The following is a 17,561-nucleotide window of genomic DNA, read 5'->3' on the forward strand; positions in this document are numbered from 1 at the left end:
AAAGAAGATGAACCAGATTTTTTGAACACCCTCTTACATTCAGTTTATCACTTATATAAAAGACTTCCAATGCTAGCTACTGCTTAAGTCGTTCGGATTTTCCTGTGTTTGATTGCTTGTTTGCTGGCTTTGCCTCCGCCTCCTTGCTCTTCGTCTTCTACGATTAGTTTTTTCAGCAGTACTCTGGTTTCCCTGTTCTAAAGGACTTTGCTTAGCTTGTACTTGCCCAATCTCACTCTGCCCATTTATTACTTCCCCATTTAAAAGGGGCCCACCTTGATTATCCGGATTCTGCTGCACTTCATTTTTCTTGTTCTTTAGAGGTTCAAATGAATATGGAATGCCAACCATCTTAGCCGTCACTTCATCATAGGAAACCATATCCTTTTTGGACACCTCATTTAAAGAACGTTTTCCCATCGCTCTTATTCCTGTTTCTATTTCTTCCACGGCCGAAGTTAAAAAGTCTGCTGCTGCATTCCCCTTTCCTTTCTTTTCAGACTCGTTATTTGACTTGTCTTGATTAGATGCATTCTGTGATTCATTATTGGAATTATCTTTGTTCTTTGCACCATCTGATTCATTATTGGAGTTATCTTTATTCGACTCTGATGAAGTTTCGTTCTTTTTCTTTTCTTCCATTGCTTGTAATATCGCACTTCCTACGTAAACTGCATCCGCTCCAAGAGCAAGTGCCTTTAAAAATTCTCCTGCTGTAAAAAGCCCACCTGAGACGATTAAACTAATTTCCCCTTTCAACTGTTTTCGTTCTAAATGATTACTTGCCCGAACGACAGCATGTAAAGTAGGAATCCCGAAATCATCCATTAGAATAGATGGAGCACCATATGTTGCAGCCTGTCCTCCATCTATTGCAATAGCATCAACACCCATCCCAATTAATTCATCGATATCCTGCTCGAGATTTCCTCCAGCACCGATTTTAACTCCGATTGGAACACCTTTTGATAAATTCCGCAGTTCCTTTATCATTTCTTTGATATCATTTGTCGATTGATTTTCAAAAAAATGTTCATAAATCACCGCATTTTCCGTCCCATTTAAGTCCATGGACTGCTTTGCATTTTCTGTTAGTCTATCCGATGATATCGTCGCACCCATACCAGCAGAACCACCTTGACCAAGCTTTATCTCGATCATATCTGCCTGTTTGATCAACTGTTCTTCTTTCGCCCAATCCGTTTTGGAAAATTGCAAGATATACTTTCCAGCAGCATCTATTTCCTCCTGCAAAATTCCTCCTTCTCCGGAATTTAGCGCTGTACCGGTCTGTTTTGCCGCTTCCGCTATGGTGAGTCTTGTTTGTTTATCCAAGGAAAGTCCATAAGCCAGACCACCAATCAGAATTGGAATATCCACTTTTAGCGGCTTTTTAGCCTGTTGACCGATGGTTACTTGTATGTCTACCGTTTCCTCCGAATCAATCGGAAAGGTGGATACCTGTGCCGGAATAAATGTAAGCTCGTCGAAGTGTGGCCATTTTTTTGATGAGCTTGTTGGCTGATTGAGTGGGTTTCCCTGTTTCTTTTCCGAATTACTTTGCTTAGTATGCTGTTGATCCAAATTTTGTTGTTTCCACCTGGAGTAGAAAAACATAAAAAAACCGAATAATATAACCAGTAATATAAGATTAATAACCGATATAACTAACATTCACCATCCCTACCTAACCAATAGCATTTAATCTTATATTTTCCAAAATGACGTTTAATAACCTTTAACCTGTTCTATAATGTATTGATACGACTTACAATCGGACTATTGCGTTAGCAGAAGGGAGTAGAAGGAAGGTATGAACCTATTAAACGTGACAGAGCATCGGCCATTTCCTCTGCCTTCCAAGCGATGGATAATGCGGCAAAGTTGGAAAAACATCGCCTTTTTCCATTGGCCCACTTCACCGAATTTATTACGTTCATGGGTTCCAAGTTCATTAGAAATCGATACGTTTCATGGCCATGCATGGGTTAGTTTGGTTGTATTTGATATGGAGAATATCCATTTAAGAGGTATACCATCTCATTCTCTAACCCCTGCATTTTCCGAGGTTAACCTGAGAACTTATGTTATTTATAATGGGATACCAGGTGTCTACTTTCTTTCCATCGATGTAGATAACTGGGCCTCCTCAAAAATAGCAAAAAGATGGTTCCGATTGCCTTATCATGATGCTTCAATCTCCATCGAACCATCGCAGCACTCCTATCATTTTGAATGTATCCGTAATGGACAAACAAATATAAAGGGAGAAGGTTCGATTACACCACTGAGAGATATCTATGCCGCTGACCGAGGTTCCTTGGATTATTGGCTGATGGAAAGATATCGCATGTACTGTACAGATAAACGTTCCAATCTTTTCAAAACGGATATTCATCATCAGCCATGGGAACTGCAAAAAGCGGAATCAGAAATACACCGGAATACATTGCTCGAGAAATGGAATATCGGAGTAAAAGAAAACTATCCGGCAGTAAGTCATTTTTCAAAGAAATTGGATACCCTTTTTTGGAATATAAAAAGCGTGTAGCTGCCCCTTAATTAGATGGCTGCTGTTTGTTTGTTTCCTGATTTTCCCCTTCATTATACTGATTGTCATACTCCTCCTTTTTCCATGGAGGATCACCAGATTTATGAAGTTTCTGATTTATTTTATACGTTCCATACGGTATTAAAAATGCCAAAACCGTGAAAATCCACCCTAAGGTTGTTGGCATTCTTTCCATGATTTGATTCCACATATTATTCCCCTTCTCCATCTTTTTTCACTTGAATGATATTGCCTGGCTCTCTCAAATCTGCATTCACTTGAATGGTGACATCACTATCAGCAAAATAGTTTTCACCAAAATCCCAATCATTTTTTACTTCCTGCCATAGTTCATAATGATGCATCCTGACATGATTACCAAAAGTAAGGACATCTGTTTGAAACTCATCTTTTACCTTTTTCACCGTATTTTCTGCTATATTCTTAATTTTCTCTTCCATTACTTTCTCAAATTCCTGCAAATGTTTCTTCTTGTAAATATCTTTATCACCTAAGTATTCCGCCAATTGAGCATCCACTTCAATATCTACTTGAAACTGTAAATTATTTTTATCTTTATTTTTCAAAGTGATGGTACTGCCACCCTCCAATATAGAGAAAGTCGCCATTTTCCCGTCTACTTCCGCTTTCATACTTCCCTCTATCTCCTCACCTGTTATAAAGTTCATTCCCTTCACTTCTTCCCCAGTAAGTGTGCCAACCAATTGACTTGTATCCCCTTTCAGGACTGCTACTCCTTCATAGTTTGCACTTGTATTCGTTAAAACACTTAACTGTGGAACAGTAAAACTATTCCTGTTTAATAATGCTTCCTGTATCTTTCCTACTTGAAGTGGTTTTACTGTTTCAGGATTAACAGGATTTTCTAATAGTTCACTCAGGTATTTGGATGGAACCTTTTCATGCTCTGGTTCCACCTCGAAAAGTTCTTTTGCATTTTCGCTGGCAATTGCTACAACGATACCTCTTCTCATCGCTTGCTGGCGTAAAAAAACATCAATAAGATCCATAAATACCCCAGACCGTTCCACCAGATCCTTTGCTATAATAACGATTTGCAGATGCTCGGTAGTAGTCGTACGGTTAGCCTGTCTTGATATGTCAGCATTAATCTCATATAAACTTTCTCCTGTTTGGCTTAAATTGCGATATGCCTTTCCTCCTCCACCACTGGATTCATTACTTAACCCTGCCGGAACAACAAATTGATTGGTTAATTCAAAGGTTCCTTTTGCCCCCTGTTCTTCTGCTGAATCAACTGCAACTCCTGCAATAAATCCCCGATCTTCCAAATCAATAGCATCCCAGCATCCTGCAAGAAACATACAGAGACAGACAAATAGAAAGATTAGGCAAATGCGATTATTTCCCACTCTGTTTCGCTCCTTTGACTTTATACATCACCCAAAGTACGATTGCTGTAGTGCCTGTCATCCCCCAGCCATAATAACCAACCCAATCTCCTAGCTTTCCAATTTCCATATATTTTTGAGGAATCATGGAAATGAAAAATACGATTGGAGACAACGTAAATATGATGTTTAATTTCTTTACTTTAGGAAAGACCGAATTTATTGCCATGACCGCGACATCAAAAGCCATTGCCGTCGTATTAAATATAGCCATAATCCATATAACAAAAAATACCGATTCCAGCCGTTCCAAAAATCCCCCTGGTACTTCTACTGATTTGGCCAGTTCAATAAGTGGAAAGCGAATATTTGCTGTCGACTGCTCTCCAAAAACAGCAATACATGTTAAATAAATAATAGTGTACAAAATCACTGCCCATGACATTCCAAAAGCAGCCATACCAGATGTTTTTTTAGGATGTCTTACCAGTGAAATGTAAAAAAATAAAATGCCAATTCCTGTATAGGATAAAGCACTATCCAGCGTACCTTGTGCATAACCTCGGAAATCCGTTTTAAACACAGGTAAGAGATTGTCTTTTTCAATATATCCTATGGACAAAAAAACCAGCAAACCTGTCGTAATAAGGATAATTGGCAGAAACATCATGTTTAGTCGAAATAAACCAGCCCTTGAACCGGAGACAGCATAAACAACTACTAGCAAGAAGGTCAAGGAAACCATCTCAATAGGTGTTCGATCAAATAAATATTGATGCGATATATCTGATATAGCCGCAAGCTCAAAGGCCGTAAGTAAAATACCCTGAAAGGAAAATAACAATGTCATCACAACTGCAACTGGCTTTGATACTAAATAAGAGGAGTAAGAGAGAAAAGATTGATTTGGAAAGTTTGCTGCTAGTTTTGCAACGGCCCACGTTATTAGAACGGCTAGTGTTCCTCCTAGAATTACAGCAACCCATCCGTCAGAAGCTGTCGTTTTTTCAGCAAGATATCTCGGAAAGACGATTATTCCGATTGCAATTGCCATAGAAGGAATAGCAACCATGATGTCCCGGTCTGTAATTTTTTCGTCACCGTATTTAAAAGTACTCATGTATGATCTCTTCCTTCATGGTTTTTCATTGAAAAATGTTCAAAATCTGCCTACCCTGGTTTATTATCCTTGGATTGGCTATCCATTGTTTTCAAATAGGAAGGCCGCTTCGTTAATTTTGTAATCGGCGCACGTAGCACTAAGTCCTTCCAGTCATTTGTAAAGGTAGGTGCAAAAGGTGTTGAATAAGGAATACCCATACTTTTTAAATTAACAATATGAATATTTATCATAATATAAACGATAACAATGCCATATAAGCCTAAAAATGCCGCAGCAATGATAAATCCAAATCTTAATGTTCGAAAGGCTATCGCCACACTATAGGATGGAACACTGAAGGTAGCGATTGCTGTGAGTGCCGTCACAATGACCATAATTGGACTTACAATCCCGGCACTTACTGCTGCTTCTCCAATTACTAAGCCTCCAACAATACCAATGGTTTGACCGATTACTTTGGGGAGCCGTATTCCTGCTTCATGCAAAATTTCAAATGTTATCGCCATTAACATCGCTTCTACAGCGGCCGGAAAAGGCACCCCCTCTCTAGTCGCTGCTATCGAATACGTTAATGTACTCGGAATCATGCCAGGATGATAGGAAACCAAAGCAATGTATAATCCGGGGAGAAACAGCGCAAAAAAAGCGGACAAATAACGAAGTAATCTTAATAAAGTTGCAGAAAACCACCGTTGGTTATAATCTTCCATCGTGTGAAGCGAATCTCCAATGGATAACGGGGCAACGAGCGCAAATGGCGTTCCATCCACTATAATCGCCACTTTTCCTTGGATTAAATCAGAGGAAATTTTATCAGGACGTTCGGTATTTAAGATTTGTGGAAACGGTGACAAAAAACTGTCCTCAATCCATTGTTCAACATATGCTGAATCAGATATGTAATCGATATCAATTGACTCCAGCCTCCGACTTACTTCGTTTACAAGCTCAGGATTCACAATACCTTCCACATAACATAAAACCAATTTCTGCTTGGAACGCTTTCCCACTTCATGCTGTTTAAATCTCAAATTCGGATCCTTTATATCCCGGCGCACGAGAGCTATGTTTGTCTCAATGCTTTCTACAAAACCATCTCTGGGTCCACGAATGAGTGTCTCCGAATCAGGCTGTTCAATCGAACGACTTTCTCCTCCAGTTGTTCCAATTAAAAGAACCGTTTCTTGGCCATCTAGATAAAACGCCGTATTCCCATTTAATATACCAAAAGAAACATCATCCAAGTTATTAGATTTTTGAACATCAGTTATGGCAATAACTTTCTTATGAATCTCGTCTAGTTGATTTGATTCAAACTCCTTTTTATTTAATTGGATTGTTTTCAAAATATTGTTATTAATTAAATCCTCATCCGTTATGCCACTTATATAAATAATAGCCGCCCTTGTTCCTGCTCCTCCTATTGTTAGTTCTCGGACAACTAAGTCCCCCGGATCCCCCATCATTTGTTTCACATTCATTAAATTATCATCCAGGTTTTTCGTTATTTGATTGGTAAATCCAGTATGCTTCCCTACTGGCGATTGACTGGTATTCCCTTGCTTTTTTCCTTTCAAACGGTTAAAAATTGAACCTCTCGTCATTTCATCCCCTCGATTATGTAATATACTCCTCCTTTTCTTTCCCACATCCATCCTTTTTTATACAACAAATGACAGGATGAAAATTGTATAACTATTTTCCTTTAATGACAAACTATATTAAAAAAGAACTGGGGGATTATGTATGGATAATAAAAAGGCCTTACTTTCATCGGAGCTGTCGCAAATTTTAAGAAGCATATATAAATGTCATCTTTTCTAGTGTCATTCAAATAACCTAATACGCGAAATCCAGAAATAAAGAATGTTATAAAAGACGGACTTAAAATCCCAAGAGACATTGAGCACGACTTAAGGATTTTATTTGATGTGTAAATCATTTGATTCCCCATGAATTTACAGAAGATGATATACATTATTATCCGTTGAGATTTCTGAATTGTGTTCCAACCTCCAAAGAAATGTTCTAAGAGTAGTAACATTAACTGGGTTGAGTCAAGTTAAGAAAACAAGGAAGCTCGTGATTTTCTTCCAATAATGTATTGAAATTGCCAAAGAACACGTCCAGATTTTCTCTGAATTGCTTGAAGACAGTTATGTACCCGTTCCAATGGGGGCGGATTCCCATGGTTACAAATCCCGCTAATAATGGCACCTTTTTCCGATAAGTTAATGATGTTCCACACACAGGTTTGATAAGCCTTGGAATCAGTTTTTACGTTATGAGTATAGCCGAAAGGGGAAGATGAGATTTGGCCACTCAGTATACAAAAAATCATGTTATGTGCAGAGGAAGATAGGATAAATATTATCGTTTAAAAATGGCTGGTTGGAAAAACCGCCAAGAATAATTGATCGCGAAGAATTAGCGAAAATATAAGGAGGAAAGTAAATTGAGTAATTACGAACATATAGAACTAACAGCATCAGAAATTTCGACACTATGGGCTCAATACCTAAACAAAACGATGGCAATTTGCGGATTAAAGCACTCTCTAAATCATGTAGCAGATGAAGAAATTAAAGTCCTGCTTCAGGATACACTAAACATCATGAATAAACATGTCGATAAATTAGTTCATATTTTCAAAAAAGAAGAATATCCTATTCCACAGGGATTTACAGATCATGATGTAAACATTCATGCACCAAGGCTTTTTTCTGATACTATTTACCTTCTTTATATTTTAAGTACGACTAATTTAAGCCTAAGTATGTATGCCATGTATCTAAGCATTGCGGAGCGTCAAGATATTATTGAATATTATGATGAGAGCTTATCCATCACACAGCAATTTCATAAACGAGCTAAACATCTGGCGATGGAAAAAGGAATCTATATACGTTCTCCACACTTACCAAAACCAGATATCATTGAATTTGTAGAGAAGCAAAGTTTTCTTGCTGGATGGTTTGGAAATCGCCGTCCATTAATTGGTATGGAAATTGCGAACCTTGCATTTAATGCTAAGCATAATATGTTGGGACAGGCTGCTATAACTGCCTTCAGTCAAGTCGCATCGTCTAAAGAAGTGCGGAGATACTTTGAAAGAGGCCGTGAAATCGCTGGAAAACATTCTGAAATTTTTAGTTCAATTTTAAAAGATGAATATTTAGATGATGGAGCTTCGTTAATGACTTCAAAAGTAACTGATTCAACGGAATCCCCTTTTTCAGACAAGTTGATGATGTACTTTGTAAACAGCCTTAGTTCTGCAGGAATAGCACAATATGGTCGTTCAATGTCAGAAAGCCCAAGGCATGATCTCGGTGTTCATTATACACGTTTGATTGCAGAAATAGCCAACTATGCAGATGATGGGGCAAATATTATGATTGACAACGGTTGGATGGAAAAACCACCAATGGCTCCTGATCGAAAGAATCTTGCGAAATAGGGGTTTGCCATGGAAACAACTATAAAACAGAAAAGCCAAAAATTAGAGGCAATCCTATGGAGCATTGCATTACCTGGTTTTTGGCAATTATTAAATCAACGGTATATAAAAGGAATATTGTTAGTTGGCTTGGAATTTTTAATCAATGTGATGGGGAATTTTAATACGATTATTATGTTAAGCTTCAATTTCAAAATTGAAGAAGCAATTGAAGTGACCAATTATCAGTGGCTGTTATTTTACCCTTGTCTGTATTTCTTTTCTATCTGGGATGCCTATAAAGATGCAGGTGGAGAACGTGGTAAACCATTTGCCTATTTGCCATTGGTATTTTCAGCCTATTTCGTCACAACTGGAGTGTTCTACTCCAATCGAATTACCATTATGGGATACTTAATCGGTCCGATGTGGGCTGGATTTTTATTTTTGCCAATCGGTTTAATCGTTGGAGGGATCCTCAGGTCCATCCTGCTTAAAATTTACTTAAAAGAAGCAAATGACACCCTCTAAACGCTCTCTGGTGCCTTTTGGTGCCATTTGGTGCCTGTCACTTCCCGGATTTTGTCGTTTTATGTCGAAGCGCATCAGAGAGCAGATTATTGGTGCCTGTCACTTCCCGAAATTTGTCGAATACATATTCTAAAACTTTTCTTACTAGTTACTACGAGTTTGTAGTTTGTATCCATGCTGCTCAACAATTAGTCAGGTTCTGACACCACCTCATCTTTCCTTTCGCGGAGAATATCCTGAATGATTTCAATATGAAAAGCAGCCCAAGCCTTTTCACGAAAATGAAGATATAAACTTATAGATAGACCTAATAAATAAACGATCGCAAATATAAGCCAATTCATACTCCCATTTGTAAACAGAAAATCTTCCAAATGACTTGAAAACAAAAAAAGAAGCCATGGAATTGCTGATACAAATATGGGAATCATTCCCGATCCATTCTTCTCTTTTATCATCCGGTAATATACTAATTTTAAGGAATAGCTGTCCATCGACTGATAAAATATTAAAATCTCCTCAATTTCTTTTAAGTACTTAACCTCTCTTATTTCGTTTGATGTTTTTTTTATATAGCGATAAATTTTATCTGCATCGCCACGAAATGAATACATATACCGACATCCTTATGCAAATAGAAATATGTTTCGTTCGATTTATCTCATATACCTTCCAGTAGTTATTATGTGGGACTTTACATAATTTATGTAATCCTAAACTCCATCTAGCGATCCATTGCAGCCAAAAAATCAAGCCTCCACTTAGTATTCATGGGAGGCTTCGTTTCAAGAGCGCTAATACGTACTATAAATAGCATCACACTCTTCTCCAGTAGGTTCATAAAAGCAGTGAAGCTTGTAACGGCCCACATGAGGCTGGTCATACCAGGTTGGTGGGCAGTCTCCAGGTGGCCTAAAATACCATAAACTATATTTGGCAGGCCATAAACGTGCCCCTTTAATTGCTCGTCGTGCTAATCTCTTTTCGCTCTCTCTTGCTCTTTGATAAAAGTAGCCATGGGTAACCGCTTCAAAGGCATGTGGCTGAAAAACCATTTGTTCAATGGTACGAACATCTTCAAAATCAGAACAATTTACCCTTACCCTGTTAATCCCAACATTTCCTACCATCAGCATCCCTTGCTTCCCTTCACCTTCCGCTTCCGCTCTGAGCAGTCTTGCCATAAGATCCACATCAGCTTCGTTATAATGTACTACCACTCATTTCCCCTCCGATACATCTTTTTACCAACCCTATATACTAGTTCGTTTTGAGTTGTGATGATTTTAAAAAATGGTTGAAAGGCTTAAAAAAACTCTGCATTAGCCTCTTATCCCTACTGTTTACAGTATGCAGAAGTAGATAAAAAATTGAATGCTATAAAGAGAATCTTCAATAAGTTGGAGTTTTTTCATTGCCCACTGATTGTTAGATGAAGAATAGGGAGTTTACTTACTGCGTTCCCACTTAACATTCTTGAAAAATCTGGAATTCTTAAAGCGGGGGTCTTACAGCCAGTTAATTACGTGATAAATGGAATTACTGTTTATAGTAATAAAATTATGTTGTATTTTTCTATTTAATTACGTTAAATTGAACTCCCCACCACTTATCGATCCTAAGGTCTGATTGAAGTGGGGGATTCCTAAGAACACCAGCGTAACCGCCAGTTATGGATTAGGCTAACCCCACAGTCCCTGCGGTTAGAAGTCTTAGAGCCTCATTTCTAAGATTTAATCCTGCGTTTATATCTCTTTGGTGATGGGCTCCGCATACACAGGTCCACTCTCGCAATTTTAGATCTTTAACGTCTTTGTTTTTATATCCACAGCTCGAACAAAGCTGTGAACTAGGAAACGTTTTACTTACTTCCACGACTGTTTTGCCGTACCATTCCGCTTTGTATTTCAACATCGTCTTGAATTGATACCATGACACATCAGCGATGGATTTCGCATTGTTCTTATTTTTCATCATATGAGATACTTGCAGACTCTCGATTCCGATGACATCGTGGTTTTTGATGATGTCGGTAGAGGTTTTATGCAAGAAATCTGTACGCTTGCTTTCGATCTTTTCATGAATTCGAGCAACTTTTACCCGTTGCTTCTTCCAGTTACTAGATCCAATCACACGTCTTGAAAGGATTCGTTGAGCTTTCATTAGTTTTTGCTCTAAGGACTTAAAATAGCGATGGTTTGGATACTTCATTCCATCCGAAAGAATAGCAAAGTCCTTCAGCCCTAAATCAACACCTATACTGCTATTTGTTTTTGGTAGTTCAGATACTTCTGTTTCCGTAAGAACAGATACAAAGTATTTGCCACTAGGATTTCGTCTTATCGTTGCATTCATAATTTGTCCATCTACTTCACGACTTTTTGCAAACCGAACAAGACCGAGTTTCGGTAGTTTAATATGGTGATCAAGAACAGCGATATTCCCATTGGTTTGTTTCGTGGTATAGGATTGCACCTTGTTTTTTTTGCTTTTAAAAAAGGGCATTTTGTTTTGTTTCCTGTAATAGCGTTGGTAAGCATCGGCTAGATTTTCAACGGACTTTTGAAGGGTAATGCTGTCTACTTCCTTTAGGAATGGATAGTGTTCTTTCAACTGCCTAACAGCCTTAACTGAATCATATTTATTGAAAAACTCACCCTTCCAATTGTTGGCAGCTGTCCGTTTTGTTTCATTTCTTCAGCGATATACCAGTAAGCATCCTTTTGTTTCTGCTTAGCGAGGAAGTAATTAAATACAAATCTCGAACAGCCAATGGTTTTATTTATGAGTTCGATTTGTTTTTGATTAGGATAGATACGAAACTTAAACGCCTTTTTTACCAACATGAAATCACCTCACCAATTAGGAACGTTTGTTCTCATTGTAACATAATGAGGGAGTTTTTGGCTATCGCCAACAGCCATTCATCTCCCCCTTATCGTTGGGATCATGCCCTTCTCACGATGGAAGAGGGAGTCTTCTGGCTGAGAATGATAATATAAAACTTCAATCAGTGCATTTGCTTGTTACCCAGAGAATGTGATAGTTTTTCTTATACTTTGACATTAAAATTTTAGCTACTTCGGATCCTCTTCCTGGCTAAAATTTTATACTTTCCTAAAATGTAATGTGGTCGGTACTACTTAAAAAAAAGAAGAGTGAAGTGAGAATTTATGAAGAAAAAGTCTTTAATATACGAAATAGTTCTTGTATCACTAGCTTTTATTTCTGTATTTTTAATGGATACAACGAATAAGTCATTATTAGTTCTGGATAGAATTGTCTGGTTTTTACTGTTTATAGATGTAGTGATTAGACTTTTTAAAAGCAAAAGTAAGTGGGATTATATGATGAAAAATCCATATGATATTATAGCAGCAATTCCACTAGACAGTATCTTTCATACTGCAAGGATAGTAAGGCTTTCGATTACTTCGATTTATTTCTGCAACTAATCTTCTTCAGCCTATACGAAACATTATCAACACAAATGGTCTTAACAAAGTATTATCTTTATCCATTTTTCTTCTAATTGGCTCCTCCATCTTAGTCACATATTTCGAACCAAATATAGACAACTATGCAGATGGATTATGGTGGTCAATTGTTACGACAACGACTGTAGGATATGGTGACATTTCACCAGACTCAGCAGTAGGGAGAATAATTGCCATTATATTAATGATTGTTGGAATCGGATTAATTGGTATGTTAACAAGTTCTATAACTACGTATTTTGTAAAGGGCAATAAAGAAGTTAATTCAACTATCGAATTCATTAAATCCGAATTGGATCGATATGACGAACTTACCTCAAATGAAAAAAATAGATTAATGCTGTTATTAAACGACCTTAACCAAAATAAAAAATAGGGTTGTTCTGTTAAGGTAGTAGGCTTACTCTCTTCCATAAAGGGTAACTCCCCACTTCAATATTACTTTTACTATAGTGAGAAGACAGCCCTTAAACAGCTGATTCTGAAGCTAAGAAACATGGACAAGATGATCTATTTGTATTTTCCATCGGCAGATGCGGAGGAAAAATGGACACGGTAAAATTTCCTGATATACACCCGGAAGCATGGGGACGATTCTCTTGCTTTCTTTTACTTATATTCAATTCACAAGTTCCTCATTAATGAATAACAATTGATCCTTAATATTTTGACTAAAAGTAGCTATTCCCCCTATACAACTCCAGTAAATCTAAATCAATCACTAATTCAAATGAAATTACAAAAGAATAAACTTTCTGCTATAATACAAAGTGAATAAACTAAATAAAAGTCTGCAAATTGCAGGAGAGGTTCTAGCTACACCCTCTATAAAAAACTAAGGATGGAACTGTACTCTCCTTGGGGTACGGTTTTTTTATTTGGGTGAGTAGGATTCTCTTTTTCTAAATGGAAGGAGAATACTGATGAATGAATTTACCATTGTGGAAAACTTACAAAAAATGGGCAAGGATATTGAACATCATGAATTAAAATACCATAAGAAACGTGTACTGGTAAGTAAAGAATTCACATTTGATGCAGCCCATCACCTTCACTGCTACGAAGGAAAATGCAAAAATTTACATGGACATACGTACAAAGTCATCTTTGGTATCAGCGGTTACCTGGATGAGATTGGAATGGCCATTGACTTTGGTGAAATTAAAAATATTTGGAAGAAGCAAATGGAAGTCTATCTCGACCATCGTTATTTGAATGATACCCTTCCCAACATGAACACGACTGCTGAGAATATGGTTGTTTGGCTCTATGAAAAGATGGAGCAGGCACTCCGCAATCAGCCAAATGAATGCCGAGTAGAATTTGTCAAACTGTATGAAACACCAACAAGCTTCGCTGAAGCAAGACGGGAGTGGATGATAAATGAATAAGTTTCCCGTACTTGAAATCTTTGGACCAACGATTCAAGGTGAAGGGATGGTCGTCGGCCGAAAAACGATGTTTGTGAGAACAGCTGGATGTGATTACAGATGCTCCTGGTGCGATTCCGCCTTTACGTGGGACGGCAGTGCTAAAGAAGAAATCGAAAGGCTAACAGCGAGCCAAATTATTACAAGGCTCAAACAAACTGGAGGAGACCATTTTGATCATGTTACCATCTCAGGTGGAAACCCAGCCCTTTTAACGAATTTAACTGAATTAGTGGAAGCCTTACATGAATTAGATATTGAGGTAGCACTTGAAACCCAAGGAAGCCGCTGGCAGGAATGGTTCCTTCTGATTGACGACTTAACGATTTCTCCCAAACCGCCAAGCTCAAAAATGAACACCAATTGGGAGATTCTTGATTATATAATTACAACATTAAAGAAGCATGACCGACTTCAAAACACCAGTTTAAAAATTGTTATTTTTAATGAGGAGGATTTAACATATGCAGAAAAAGTTCATCACCGGTATCCAGAAGTCCCTTTCTTCCTCCAGGTCGGAAATGATGATTTAGAGGAAAACGACGCATCGAATCTTGCTCAAAACCTTTTAAATAAATATGAATGGCTTATAGAGAAAGTAGTTGCGTCGACTACACTTAATCACGTCCGTGTCCTTCCCCAAGTTCACGCCCTGATTTGGGGCAACAAACGCGGCGTCTAGATGGTTCACTGTCACTTCCCGAAATTTGTCGAATAAAAACAGCCTCCCTCTGACTAGTGGGAAGGCTGTTTTTATAGTTATCGCTCATTTTAAAATCCCTTATTTTACTCCTGGGAACCATCCTGGCACAAATGTAATGACGTTCCAGAATGCATCTGGTATATCTAACGCATCTTTACCGTCTAGATCTAATGTCGTTTGTATGTCTGATTCATTACCATCTTTAATTTTTTGCACCCATTCTGGATCAATAATTAACTCTCTTCCCAGTGCTAAACATTCTACCCCTGTTTTCAGAGCGGCTTCTGCATCGTCCGCCGTATAAATGGAACCTACTCCAATTAATAGGACACGTTTATGAATCTTCTCAAGCAGCAAATCCACACGTGTTCTTGTCGTATCTGCTCCCCTTCTTGCTTTCGACCAGAAGTCCTGCAAAGAGACATGCAAATAATCAAGACCTTTATCTGCCAATACATCTACTAACTCTAACGTATCCCCCATTGTAATTCCTGGTGTTTCCGGCTCTTCCGGAGAAAAACGGTAACCCACGATGAACGGATTTTTTGCATATTCCTTCACTACATGCTGAACTTTATCTACAACTGCTAACGGGAATGTCATGCGCTTTTCCAAATCTCCGCCAAATTGATCTTCACGGCGGTTGGAATGTGGAGAGAAAAATTGCTGAATGAGATAGCCATTTGCTCCGTGGATTTCCACCCCATCAAATCCGGCTTGGATCGCTCGACGGGTTGCCTCTCCAAATGCTACAATAATTTCTTCAGACTCTGTAACGGTTAATTCTCTGGGCACGACTCCAGATGTCTCGCCTCGTTCGGCGGGGATATTACTTGGTGCAACGACATCACCATTAGGAACGAGTTCAGGTGGGGCCATTCTTCCAGCGTGAAAGATTTGCAAAATCGCTTTCGCTCCCTGACTTTTAATTCCATCAGCCAGTTTGGTTAAGCCTGGTATCTGTTCATCCTGGTAACAACCAATTTCACCTTTGAATCCCTTCCCACCCGGTGTGATATTAGCCACAGCTGTAATAACAGCACCGACCCCTTTAGAACGACGAATATAATAGTTAATTTCCTCATCTGTCACCGTACCATCAACTGGATTGGAAGAAAAATTCGTCATCGGTGCCATCATAATTCTATTTTTCAGCTCAACTCCACTTGGTAATAGTTGAGACTCAAATAAAACAGCGTATTTGTTGTTCATATTTATCCCCCTCTAAAGTCATATCATTGCATTTAGTTATTTTCTCATATTTTCGTTATGGAGAAAAACTACTAGCTTCAAGGAATATAACACAGAATAGCCCCTCCCCTCCAATCCATGAGATTTATTTTTAGAAAAACTCGCATTCGCTCGTCTGTTAATGAACTGTTTTCTTATACTCAGGACATTAAAGAGGTGTCATAATATCTTTAACGGAAATTCACCGTTTTTGACTGAAAACGATACTTGGAAATTCGACTTTGTACATAAATGGAATAAACCTAACTCTCTTTCTATAGAGGAATTTACATGAAGAAGAGGAAAAATTTCACCAGACATTTACCGAACGACAACAACAGAAAATTTCCTCAGATCCACTTAGATATGATCAATTATCATTATTTGATCATTCATTAACCGAACCAAAGCGTGGAAAGACTAAACCTAAACAAAAAAAGAGCGAATAAGAAAGCAAAACGGTAGTAAGCCAAAAACGGACAGAAAAAGAATTGAAAAAAAGAAATGATATACATGGATGCTAGTGGGACAATGTACTAGCACTTGTCCCAACTAAAATTTAGAACCAGTATATTTTCCCTCGTAACTATATTTAGGGGATTTTTTCAGTTGTTATGTACTTTCTATATTTTCCAACTACTATCCAATAAAAAAGTGGTATTAGCATGAAAACTAATATCACTTTTTCATAAAGTTACGGTTAATAACGATACACATTCCCACTCTCCAAAATATGCCAACCGTTCGATGATTTGCCAATTACCAGATTTATTCTCCAACCTTCCTGACATAAATCAGAAATTTCCTTTGTAACTACAACTGGACCTATCATGTCAGTACCAAAATCATCTTCCAGCCATAACTTCCCTTTCTCAATCTTTCTCACTAGAAAGGAGCTATCCATAACACTTTCGTATGATAATCACGGAGTGTTTCGAGCATGATTAAAAATTAGTTCAGCAAGCTTTTCCACTTTCGGAAGATCTTTTACTTCTTGAAAATAATCTTGATAATCATCATTGCTAAAGCCTTTTTCCGTCATCCATTTTGAAAGCCTCTTCATCACACGAACGGCATTCTCCATTAGTGATTCAGACGCCATTACTTTACGTATCATAAAATAGTCCAAAAACTCACTCATTTGATATCCGGTCAATTCTTCCTGGCCAAATATCTGCGTAAAACACGCTTCATCCTTTTCAAATTGCTCTTCCCACTTCTTGTGTTTTTCATTATCTAAGGATAAATATCCATATCCATTTAGATAATCTTTAAAAAGAAAAACTATGTCTTCATAATCACGAAATGTCCTATCCTTCAATCTCATTTTCTGTTGTTCTAAAAATTCATCTAAAATAGTATCGATATTTTTCAAACCGCTCTTCCTCCCTTAATAATCAAATGAATACTCATATTCCCGTTTATAGCAACATTCCGCACCTCGTTTAGATAAAATACCCTATTTCCTACCTTTTCCATAACTCTTCTCTAACCAATTTTCGCCCTTTAGACGATAAAGCAACTATAAATGTTTCAGAACTATTTAGTAACCATTTTTGTACTCTTTCGCAAAAAATTTAGCGTTTCGTATCTGTGTCAATAAATAGGGTTACGTACTTGTGGCCACTTACACGTGAAGTTTCATCCATGGCACGAAAATAGGTAATTTAGCCTATTTTTTTAT

At 37.8% G+C, this 17,561-nt stretch carries 16 protein-coding genes, 1 pseudogene and 1 riboswitch; of the genes and pseudogenes, 6 read left to right on the plus strand and 11 right to left on the minus strand.

What is annotated here, in order from left to right; all coding sequences use genetic code 11:
* Positions 1-72: 72 nt before the first annotated feature.
* On the minus strand, positions 73-1,584 hold the full coding sequence (locus tag GMJ66_RS14500) for an FMN-binding glutamate synthase family protein (RefSeq protein ID WP_231514944.1): 1,512 nt from the start codon (positions 1,582-1,584) through the stop codon (positions 73-75).
* Between the two features lie 229 nt (positions 1,585-1,813).
* On the opposite strand from GMJ66_RS14500, the gene GMJ66_RS14505 reads away from it, so the two are divergent.
* On the plus strand, positions 1,814-2,551 hold the full coding sequence (locus tag GMJ66_RS14505; protein WP_156291039.1) for a YqjF family protein: 738 nt from the start codon (positions 1,814-1,816) through the stop codon (positions 2,549-2,551).
* 7 nt (positions 2,552-2,558) lie between these two features.
* Here GMJ66_RS14505 and GMJ66_RS14510 read toward each other — a convergent pair whose 3' ends face one another.
* From GMJ66_RS14510 to GMJ66_RS14525, 4 genes are read right to left on the minus strand one after another with little or no spacing between them, the layout of a single operon-like run.
* Positions 2,559-2,762: a hypothetical protein gene (locus GMJ66_RS14510; RefSeq protein WP_197046718.1), complete on the minus strand. Its 204-nt coding sequence runs from the start codon at positions 2,760-2,762 to the stop codon at positions 2,559-2,561.
* Position 2,763: 1 nt separating this feature from the next.
* Positions 2,764-3,945 carry a Ger(x)C family spore germination protein gene (locus tag GMJ66_RS14515; protein ID WP_156291040.1) on the minus strand — a complete coding sequence of 394 codons (1,182 nt, stop codon included), beginning with the start codon at positions 3,943-3,945 and terminating at the stop codon, positions 2,764-2,766.
* Positions 3,935-5,044, minus strand: a complete 1,110-nt coding sequence (locus tag GMJ66_RS14520; RefSeq protein WP_156291041.1) for a GerAB/ArcD/ProY family transporter — start codon at positions 5,042-5,044, stop codon at positions 3,935-3,937. The genes GMJ66_RS14515 and GMJ66_RS14520 overlap by 11 nt, the downstream gene beginning before the upstream one ends.
* Positions 5,045-5,094: 50 nt before the next feature.
* Positions 5,095-6,651 (minus strand): spore germination protein, encoded by a 1,557-nt coding sequence (locus GMJ66_RS14525; protein ID WP_156291042.1) that lies wholly within the window; start codon positions 6,649-6,651, stop codon positions 5,095-5,097.
* Between the two features lie 851 nt (positions 6,652-7,502).
* Between GMJ66_RS14525 and GMJ66_RS14530 the strand changes: the two genes are divergently transcribed.
* Both GMJ66_RS14530 and GMJ66_RS14535 read left to right on the plus strand, forming a co-directional pair.
* Positions 7,503-8,507, plus strand: a complete 1,005-nt coding sequence (locus GMJ66_RS14530; protein ID WP_156291043.1) for a DUF3231 family protein — start codon at positions 7,503-7,505, stop codon at positions 8,505-8,507.
* 9 nt (positions 8,508-8,516) lie between these two features.
* Positions 8,517-9,017 carry a hypothetical protein gene (locus tag GMJ66_RS14535; protein WP_156291044.1) on the plus strand — a complete coding sequence of 167 codons (501 nt, stop codon included), beginning with the start codon at positions 8,517-8,519 and terminating at the stop codon, positions 9,015-9,017.
* Between the two features lie 188 nt (positions 9,018-9,205).
* Here the strand turns inward: GMJ66_RS14535 and GMJ66_RS14540 are convergent, their stop codons facing one another.
* From GMJ66_RS14540 to tnpB, 3 genes and pseudogenes are all read right to left on the minus strand, one after another.
* Positions 9,206-9,631 carry a hypothetical protein gene (locus GMJ66_RS14540; protein WP_156291045.1) on the minus strand — a complete coding sequence of 142 codons (426 nt, stop codon included), beginning with the start codon at positions 9,629-9,631 and terminating at the stop codon, positions 9,206-9,208.
* 180 nt (positions 9,632-9,811) lie between these two features.
* Positions 9,812-10,201, minus strand: coding sequence for a cell wall hydrolase (locus tag GMJ66_RS14545; RefSeq protein WP_156291103.1), 390 nt, complete (start codon positions 10,199-10,201; stop codon positions 9,812-9,814).
* 493 nt (positions 10,202-10,694) lie between these two features.
* A pseudogene (gene tnpB, locus GMJ66_RS14550) lies at positions 10,695-11,863 on the minus strand (IS200/IS605 family element RNA-guided endonuclease TnpB).
* A gap of 634 nt (positions 11,864-12,497) precedes the next feature.
* Here tnpB and GMJ66_RS20770 point away from each other — a divergent pair.
* The 3 genes from GMJ66_RS20770 to queE all read left to right on the plus strand — a co-directional run bounded on the left by GMJ66_RS20770 (position 12,498) and on the right by queE (position 14,626).
* A complete protein-coding gene (locus GMJ66_RS20770; protein ID WP_231514946.1) occupies positions 12,498-12,890 on the plus strand; it encodes a potassium channel family protein in 393 nt (130 codons plus the stop codon).
* A gap of 424 nt (positions 12,891-13,314) precedes the next feature.
* A riboswitch (PreQ1 riboswitch) is annotated at positions 13,315-13,359 on the plus strand.
* Between the two features lie 78 nt (positions 13,360-13,437).
* The gene (gene queD, locus GMJ66_RS14560; RefSeq protein ID WP_156291046.1) at positions 13,438-13,905 is read left to right on the plus strand and encodes a 6-carboxytetrahydropterin synthase QueD; all 468 of its coding nucleotides are present in this window, start codon (positions 13,438-13,440) and stop codon (positions 13,903-13,905) included.
* Positions 13,898-14,626 carry a 7-carboxy-7-deazaguanine synthase QueE gene (queE, locus tag GMJ66_RS14565; RefSeq protein ID WP_156291047.1) on the plus strand — a complete coding sequence of 243 codons (729 nt, stop codon included), beginning with the start codon at positions 13,898-13,900 and terminating at the stop codon, positions 14,624-14,626. The genes queD and queE overlap by 8 nt, the downstream gene beginning before the upstream one ends.
* A 99-nt stretch (positions 14,627-14,725) precedes the next feature.
* Here the strand turns inward: queE and GMJ66_RS14570 are convergent, their stop codons facing one another.
* From GMJ66_RS14570 to GMJ66_RS14580, 3 genes are all read right to left on the minus strand, one after another.
* Positions 14,726-15,859, minus strand: a complete 1,134-nt coding sequence (locus GMJ66_RS14570) for an NADH-dependent flavin oxidoreductase (RefSeq protein ID WP_156291048.1) — start codon at positions 15,857-15,859, stop codon at positions 14,726-14,728.
* A 718-nt stretch (positions 15,860-16,577) separates the two neighbouring features.
* On the minus strand, positions 16,578-16,763 hold the full coding sequence (locus tag GMJ66_RS14575; protein ID WP_156291049.1) for a hypothetical protein: 186 nt from the start codon (positions 16,761-16,763) through the stop codon (positions 16,578-16,580).
* A gap of 36 nt (positions 16,764-16,799) precedes the next feature.
* Positions 16,800-17,252, minus strand: a complete 453-nt coding sequence (locus GMJ66_RS14580; RefSeq protein ID WP_156291050.1) for a hypothetical protein — start codon at positions 17,250-17,252, stop codon at positions 16,800-16,802.
* Positions 17,253-17,561: the final 309 nt, after the last annotated feature.

Source organism: Oceanobacillus salinisoli (assembly GCF_009733865.1).
Taxonomy (GTDB): Bacteria; Bacillota; Bacilli; order Bacillales; family Amphibacillaceae; genus Oceanobacillus; species Oceanobacillus salinisoli.

What these genes read in the sequence shown, in the direction of transcription:
- GMJ66_RS14545 (WP_156291103.1), bottom strand. Translation starts at nt 10,201, where the DNA reads ATGGCAAGACTGCTCAGAGCGGAAGCGGAAGGTGAAGGGAAGCAAGGG.
- GMJ66_RS14505 (WP_156291039.1), top strand. Translation starts at nt 1,814, where the DNA reads ATGAACCTATTAAACGTGACAGAGCATCGGCCATTTCCTCTGCCTTCC.
- queD (WP_156291046.1), top strand. Translation starts at nt 13,438, where the DNA reads ATGAATGAATTTACCATTGTGGAAAACTTACAAAAAATGGGCAAGGAT.
- GMJ66_RS14520 (WP_156291041.1), bottom strand. Translation starts at nt 5,044, where the DNA reads ATGAGTACTTTTAAATACGGTGACGAAAAAATTACAGACCGGGACATC.
- GMJ66_RS14510 (WP_197046718.1), bottom strand. Translation starts at nt 2,762, where the DNA reads ATGTGGAATCAAATCATGGAAAGAATGCCAACAACCTTAGGGTGGATT.
- queE (WP_156291047.1), top strand. Translation starts at nt 13,898, where the DNA reads ATGAATAAGTTTCCCGTACTTGAAATCTTTGGACCAACGATTCAAGGT.
- GMJ66_RS14525 (WP_156291042.1), bottom strand. Translation starts at nt 6,651, where the DNA reads ATGACGAGAGGTTCAATTTTTAACCGTTTGAAAGGAAAAAAGCAAGGG.
- GMJ66_RS14570 (WP_156291048.1), bottom strand. Translation starts at nt 15,859, where the DNA reads ATGAACAACAAATACGCTGTTTTATTTGAGTCTCAACTATTACCAAGT.
- GMJ66_RS14540 (WP_156291045.1), bottom strand. Translation starts at nt 9,631, where the DNA reads ATGTATTCATTTCGTGGCGATGCAGATAAAATTTATCGCTATATAAAA.
- GMJ66_RS14535 (WP_156291044.1), top strand. Translation starts at nt 8,517, where the DNA reads ATGGAAACAACTATAAAACAGAAAAGCCAAAAATTAGAGGCAATCCTA.